This window comes from Parendozoicomonas haliclonae, from assembly GCF_900174585.1.
GTDB classification, from domain to species: Bacteria; Pseudomonadota; Gammaproteobacteria; order Pseudomonadales; family Endozoicomonadaceae; genus Sansalvadorimonas; species Sansalvadorimonas haliclonae.
In genome coordinates this window covers 1-1,068 of record NZ_FWPT01000034.1, presented here as the reverse complement: position 1 = coordinate 1,068, position 1,068 = coordinate 1, and the positions used below count along the sequence as shown (strand labels likewise).

Here is a 1,068-nt window from a genome sequence, read left to right as displayed (position 1 = left end):
CCTAGTATCAGTTTTGAAGCGCGACACCCTAACAGTTAAGGAAGCAGTGGATGGGTGACTTATAGCCCAACCTCTTTCTTGGACGACGATTAAGTTCATTGGCTATGGCATCACATTCTCTTTGAGTGACCGATGCCATATTCTTGCCTTTGGGTATATATTGCCGAATCAAACCGTTCGTATTCTCATTCGTGCCTCTTTCCCAGGAATGGTAAGGGGTTGCGAAGTAAAAACGGACTCCCGTTTCATGCTCTAACTGCTGGTACTGGTGGAATTCAGTGCCATTATCCGCAGTGATCGTCTTGAAGCGTCCTGATCGGTAGCGACACATCAGCATCAGCACAGCGTCATTCAGAGCCTCTGTCGTTCTGTTCGGCATTTTACCGATTAAGGTATAGCCCGTTTTTCGCTCAACGAGGGTAACGATGCAGGCCTTAGAGCCTTTACCCATAACAGTATCAATCTCCCAATGGCCTTTGTGCAGGCGCTGATTGATGCTTTTAGGGCGTTCTGAGATGTGACGCTTGCCTCCCATGCGTCCGCGGCTGTCATGGGAACGATACCGCTTACGACGCTGCTTCTGGGAACCTCTCAGATAGGTCCAAAGATCACCACCGGAGCGCTTATCTCGCCAGATATGGCGATAAATCGTTTCGTGACTGATCTGCAGAACCTGGTGCAACCTCAGATAACCGCTTACCTGCTCAGGACTCCAGCGCTCCCTGAGATAGCTCTCAACCAGCTCGTACTCAGGCCAATAAAATCGTGTATTGCGCTGGGAATAGTATCGACGACTCAGAGCACGTCGGTGAGCTTTGCTTGGACGATACGCACCGTCTGTGCGATGACAACTATTTCTATTGAGTTCCCGGTATAAAGTACTCCGGTGCCTGCCTAACTGCTGAGCGATACCGGAAACGCTACAACCTTGCTTTCTGAGCAAAGAAAACATAAACCTTTCTTCGGAGGTAAGCTGATGATATTGCATGGTTCTTCACTCCGGCCGAGCGAAAGTCATCAATATCGCAGCTTACCTCTTACCTGTCGCACTTGGTTTATGAATCCGCG

At 49.4% G+C, this 1,068-nt stretch carries 1 protein-coding gene; it reads right to left on the bottom strand.

The window, feature by feature from the left end; all coding sequences use genetic code 11:
* Nucleotides 1-28 precede the first annotated feature (28 nt).
* The gene (locus EHSB41UT_RS24100) at nucleotides 29-988 is read right to left on the bottom strand and encodes an IS30 family transposase (RefSeq protein ID WP_087113426.1); all 960 of its coding nucleotides are present in this window, start codon (nucleotides 986-988) and stop codon (nucleotides 29-31) included.
* Nucleotides 989-1,068: the final 80 nt, after the last annotated feature.

Bases quoted from the DNA above. Each gene is read 5' to 3' on its own strand.
- EHSB41UT_RS24100 (WP_087113426.1), bottom strand. From the start codon at position 988: ATGCAATATCATCAGCTTACCTCCGAAGAAAGGTTTATGTTTTCTTTG.